At 34.4% G+C, this 4,946-nt stretch carries 5 protein-coding genes and 1 pseudogene; 2 read left to right on the top strand and 4 right to left on the bottom strand.

Translation table 11 applies throughout. The features are described 5' to 3' along the window. Nucleotides 1–276: 276 nt before the first annotated feature. Nucleotides 277–348 (top strand): annotated as a pseudogene (locus V6256_RS14775) (Mobile element protein); the annotation flags it as partial. A gap of 115 nt (nucleotides 349–463) precedes the next feature. Here the strand turns inward: V6256_RS14775 and V6256_RS14770 are convergent. Next, nucleotides 464–1,087 carry a LysE family translocator gene (locus V6256_RS14770; RefSeq protein WP_341599040.1) on the bottom strand — a complete coding sequence of 208 codons (624 nt, stop codon included), beginning with the start codon at nucleotides 1,085–1,087 and terminating at the stop codon, nucleotides 464–466. 304 nt (nucleotides 1,088–1,391) lie between these two features. Then, on the bottom strand, nucleotides 1,392–2,315 hold the full coding sequence (locus tag V6256_RS14765) for a LysR family transcriptional regulator (protein WP_341599039.1): 924 nt from the start codon (nucleotides 2,313–2,315) through the stop codon (nucleotides 1,392–1,394). 102 nt (nucleotides 2,316–2,417) lie between these two features. On the opposite strand from V6256_RS14765, the gene V6256_RS14760 reads away from it, so the two are divergent. Then, nucleotides 2,418–3,053: a LysE family translocator gene (locus V6256_RS14760; RefSeq protein ID WP_341599038.1), complete on the top strand. Its 636-nt coding sequence runs from the start codon at nucleotides 2,418–2,420 to the stop codon at nucleotides 3,051–3,053. Between the two features lie 79 nt (nucleotides 3,054–3,132). Here V6256_RS14760 and V6256_RS14755 read toward each other — a convergent pair whose 3' ends face one another. Together V6256_RS14755 and V6256_RS14750 are read right to left on the bottom strand one after the other, a co-directional pair. Continuing rightward, nucleotides 3,133–3,456, bottom strand: coding sequence for an MFS transporter (locus V6256_RS14755; protein WP_341599037.1), 324 nt, complete (start codon nucleotides 3,454–3,456; stop codon nucleotides 3,133–3,135). 105 nt (nucleotides 3,457–3,561) lie between these two features. Continuing rightward, the gene (locus V6256_RS14750) at nucleotides 3,562–4,320 is read right to left on the bottom strand and encodes a 5'-nucleotidase, lipoprotein e(P4) family (protein ID WP_341599036.1); all 759 of its coding nucleotides are present in this window, start codon (nucleotides 4,318–4,320) and stop codon (nucleotides 3,562–3,564) included. Nucleotides 4,321–4,946: the final 626 nt, after the last annotated feature.

Genomic DNA, 4,946 nt, shown 5'->3' with positions numbered 1-4,946 from the left:
ATAAGTGATAATAATACCACCTTAAATGGTGTCCGAGATCATTAGACCACTACAATTTAACTTAGTTAGAGACAAAATCGATTTATAATGAACTACTTATATAAATTTAACATGATTTAACGGATGAGCGCTGTTTTTTATTTAAGTTTGAGATTGAGGGGAAGCTTGTGGGTGTCAAAAATCTTTGTTTGTTGAGATAACAGATTTGCGGTTTGTTATTCATTCTGTACAAAGGCTTATTATTAGCAATAACAAGCTAAAGACAAACCACATAATAGTATCATTAGAGCTTTAGCCTTTAAGTGGATAAGGATAGTATTTAGATGTTGGAAAACTAACACTCCCTAGGATGAATCAACCTATTTAGCGGCGCTAAAAAGAAAGAGTTCACCGCTTTTAAGATTTGTAATTAATAGCTAAATTTTACTAGCTACCCACCTCAGGGCGTGTAGTTGGATCATTATTACTTACTTAATGCAATTTTAGCCGCCAACCCAACTAATAAGAAGCCAGATACTCCCTCAATAATTCGCGTGTAACGACTTGCTTTGCGACTGCCAAACAACCAACTACCTGCTATTGCATAAATGGTATTACATAATGTTGCTAATGCACTGAATAGTAAACCTAAAATAAGAAGCTGAATATTAGTTGACCCCGCTGCTACATCAATAAATTGAGGCAAAAAAGAAAGGAAAAATAAAGCGAATTTAGGATTTAAAACACTAACAACTACACCTTGCTTAAAAACGTTACTTTCTTGCTTTGAATTATTACTAATTGAAAGTTTAGATTTCCCTTGCCACATTGACTTTAATGACATAATCCCTAAATAAAGAAGATAAGCCGCACCTAACCACTTTACAACAGAAAAAGCCAATGCAGAACCCAATATAATTGCCGATAGGCCTAAGCATGCAGCTAAGGTGTGAACAAAATAGCCAACACCTAACCCTAATGCAGCTTTCATCCCACTCGCCATTTTCCCTTTCATTGTATTAGAAACAATATAAATCACATCAGGTCCAGGAATCAGGTTGATTGATAAGCATGCGATTGTAAATAACAGTAATGTATGAAACTCCATGCAGATACTCCTTGCTATTTTTTTGATCTAACGAGGCTATGGAATTTCTCATTTCCAGCCTGATTATTTAAAATAAAAATCACATTAATTCACATTTATTTTAGATTCAAACAAATTATTAACTTTTCACTAAATGATTGATTAAATTGAGTTGTAAGCATGTTTATAGCAGAGTAACTCAGGACAGCCATAAATTTAAAAGTATGAAACAAGCCTAAATGCAATTGTCAAAATCATCAGAATTACTAGATAAATCATCAAGCTTATGGGGGCCAAGAGCTTTACTTACCAAGGCCCTTGTTTCTTAACTGTTATTGGTGGTAAGCATTTTCTGCTTTATAAAATCAATAAACACCCTATTCTTGTTGGGCATGTATTTGCTTTGTACAAACTGCAAACAGATATCACCTTGGTAATTACCTTGTAATTTCCAATCCTCTAATAAGGGGACCAACTGGCCTGATTGTACTGATTGATTAACCATATAATCGGGTAATGTACCAATACCAAAACCTTGTTCGATGGCATCTCTTCGCATGCCACTGTGATTAACTAAATAAGGGCCGCTTACCTCTACAGTTGCCTGTTGATTATTTTTCATAAACTTCCAACGAGTATCTATTGCATTTTCACCTAAGCAGATACAAGCGTGATCTTTTAAATCATCGGGGTGCAAAGGTGTTGCATTGTTTTGTAAATATTCAGGGCTAGCACACACGCTTTGCACGACACTACCCAGTTTTATATTGACCAATGCCTCAAGAGGCTGCTCAGTAATATGAATTAAAAAATCAATTGAATCATGGATTGGATCTAACACTTGGTCAGTTACTTTGAGGTGCAATTGAATCTCAGGATATTGTTTTAAAAACTCAACAAATAAAGGCCGCAATACTTGGTTTGCGAGTGATTTAGGCGCTGCAATTCTTAACAACCCTCTCACCGTTGATGTCGTAGAGGTACTGGCACTTATAGCTTGCTCAGCTGCTTCTAACATCTGCTTGCAAGATGCAAAAGTCACTTCTCCTGACTCTGTTAACGCGAGCTTCCGTGTAGTGCGTTGAATTAGTTTTATACCTAAAGCATCTTCTAAGCGACTAATTTGTCGACTCACAGCAGAAGGTGTGACACCTAATTTTTTAGCCGCTTTACTAAAATTACCTTGCTCAGCAACGGTAACAAAAATAGCCATATCAGCTAATAATGGAATTACTTTATTTGTGTTCATTTGGAACAAATCCTTTGACCAATAAGTACATTGTTATAATTTTTTCATAAATTATCATATCTACAAAATAAAAAGTAACCTTTTAAAGTAAGAGAGATAAAGATGGAATCATTAATAAATACATTTATGGCTGAACTGATTGCAGTCAGTGCTATCGCAGCTTTAATGGCTGTTATTCCAGGAGCAGATTTTGTGATGGTTACTCGAACCAGTATTCGCAATGGTCGTTGGGCTGGACTGTACACAACCTTTGGCGTCTGCATATCAATTTGTATACATGCGACTTACTCAATTGCTGGGTTGGCCGTGGTGATTGCGAATTCGGTATGGATATTTTCTATGATTAAATATTTAGGCGCTGCGTACCTTGTCTATATTGCTTGGCAGTTATTAACAACACGTGAATTATTAACGAATAATCAGCCTATTGAAAATGATGAAATATCACGTTTTTCAGCTTTATCTTTAGGGTTTATGAGTAATATATTAAATCCTAAAGCACCGATATTTTTTATCAGTATTTTCACGCAAGTGGTCTCTTTAGATACACCACTGGTTATGCAAATAAGTTATGGGCTAATTATCGCGATGGCACATCTGATTTGGTTTAGTAGTGTCGCTTTATTGCTATCACACCCTAGTTTGTTGCCACGTTTTAATAAACATAAAAAGAAAATAGATAACGTTGCAGGTATCATCTTAATTCTATTTTCGGTTAAGTTAACCTTATTGAGTTAATACATAATTTATAATAACGAGATCTTACTATAAGGCTTAAACCTTTTACTCATTGCCTTATAGTAAGTTTGAACACAGGTTACTTTTTAAACCATAAATTAACTAAGATTACACAGACTAAAACCAATAAAACACATTGATTAATCTGTTGCCAATCAAACCAATGAATAAGTAAACCTCCACTAATAACTGCAATAATACTTGCTAAGGCAATGATCACTTCTGAGATCCCTTGTGCCTTACCTTTTTCTTCAGGTTTAATGGCTTTGGTGTATTGCGCAGTGCCTACCATATACACACAGTTCCAGCCAATACCGAGTAAAAATAAACTAACGTAATAATTAAGTAACGCTATGCCTATTATTGCTACCACGGTACTCAGGGATAAAATTTTGTTAATCAAGGATATCTATATGTTTTAACATATAAAACATACTTAAATAAAAGTGCCACAACCGTCAGAATTAATAACTAATTAAGGACACTCATATTATCCGGTAATAGATCGCTATTTAGCTGTTGTTTCATTCCATGCTTTTAATTCAGCGTTAGACCATGTCCCATAAGATGCATTTGGAAATACAATCCAATCTTTTCCAAAGTGTTCAGCCTTTAATTTTACAAGATCACGTTGATAGTCTGTAGACTCTTTGTTTTTAAATTCAGCAGCAAAATCAGCTAAGCTATCGCCCATTAACATTACAATATCAAAGTTCTGCTGACGAACCGACTCACGACGCGTTTCTTTCATTTTCGTATAAAGTAATACGTTATCTTTACTCACTTGTGGAAGCCCTAACGCATTCAATGTTTTTAGTGTTGCGTCTTTATTTTCTTGGAAGCGATCAGAGATATAGAATATCTTGATACCTTTTTGGTCGATAAAGTTAACAAAATCTTTTGCACCTGGGATCAAGGTTGGATGACCATTTTTCTCCCAATCACTCCAAGTATCCCACGTACTAAAATCATGACAATTATTAACATCTCGAACTAATAGAGGGCTGTTATCTATTACTGTTTCATCTAAGTCCAATACAACAGCAGGTGTTTTATCCGATTTATGCTCAGCAAGAATCTGAGTAATACGGTATGTAGCAAATTGGTATGCTTGTAGTTGCAACGCCATTACTTCAGCAGATTGTTGTTGATAGCGCAATGCCATTTTATATTCTTTTGGCTGGCAAAAAGCATTATCAGACTCAGCGAAAGATAATGGACTAACTAGCGGTAAAGCAAGTAATAAAGAGGTGGCTATTTTTTTCATGGAAATCCTTTCTCTGTTAAATAAGTGATGAAATATCCCATAAGTCTTCGATAAACACCAATTTAATTAAGACTAAAAAAATATTTTTTATATATATTTCAATTACTTTTTCACAAAATACCGTAATCATTAATGATGGACATATATGGTCAAAAATTAAAGTAAAACAAAAAAATAGTCATAATTAATAACTAATGTACCTCAAATTTCTAAACTAAATAAAGTAATATGTATATTTAGATAAATCATGAATCTTGCGCATGGAAACCATTAGCTCCTTAATCGACACCTCAATCAACACCTTAATCAAGGACATCCAAGTATTTAAAAATATCAAATGAGTCTAAATACCAACGAAAAAGCAGTCATAATTAATAACTAATGCACCTCAAGTTTCTAAACTAAAGAAAATAATGTGAATTTTTAGATAAATTATGAATCTTGCGCATGGAAACCATTAGCGAATGCTAATTATGTTTTTAATTTGTGGGTGTGGAGCAAGATTAATGAACTTGTCGTCGCAGTTGATTTTTACTCGCTATCCAGCATTTTCCAGTATGCTCTGCGAATAATGCTAATGCTTCTAAAGAGCCCACTGCACCTTGGTAATCTTTACCAAATCGACT

The organism is Psychromonas aquatilis, assembly GCF_038155185.1.
GTDB classification, from domain to species: Bacteria; Pseudomonadota; Gammaproteobacteria; order Enterobacterales; family Psychromonadaceae; genus Psychromonas; species Psychromonas aquatilis.
This window is presented reverse-complemented; position numbering and strand designations above follow the sequence as displayed.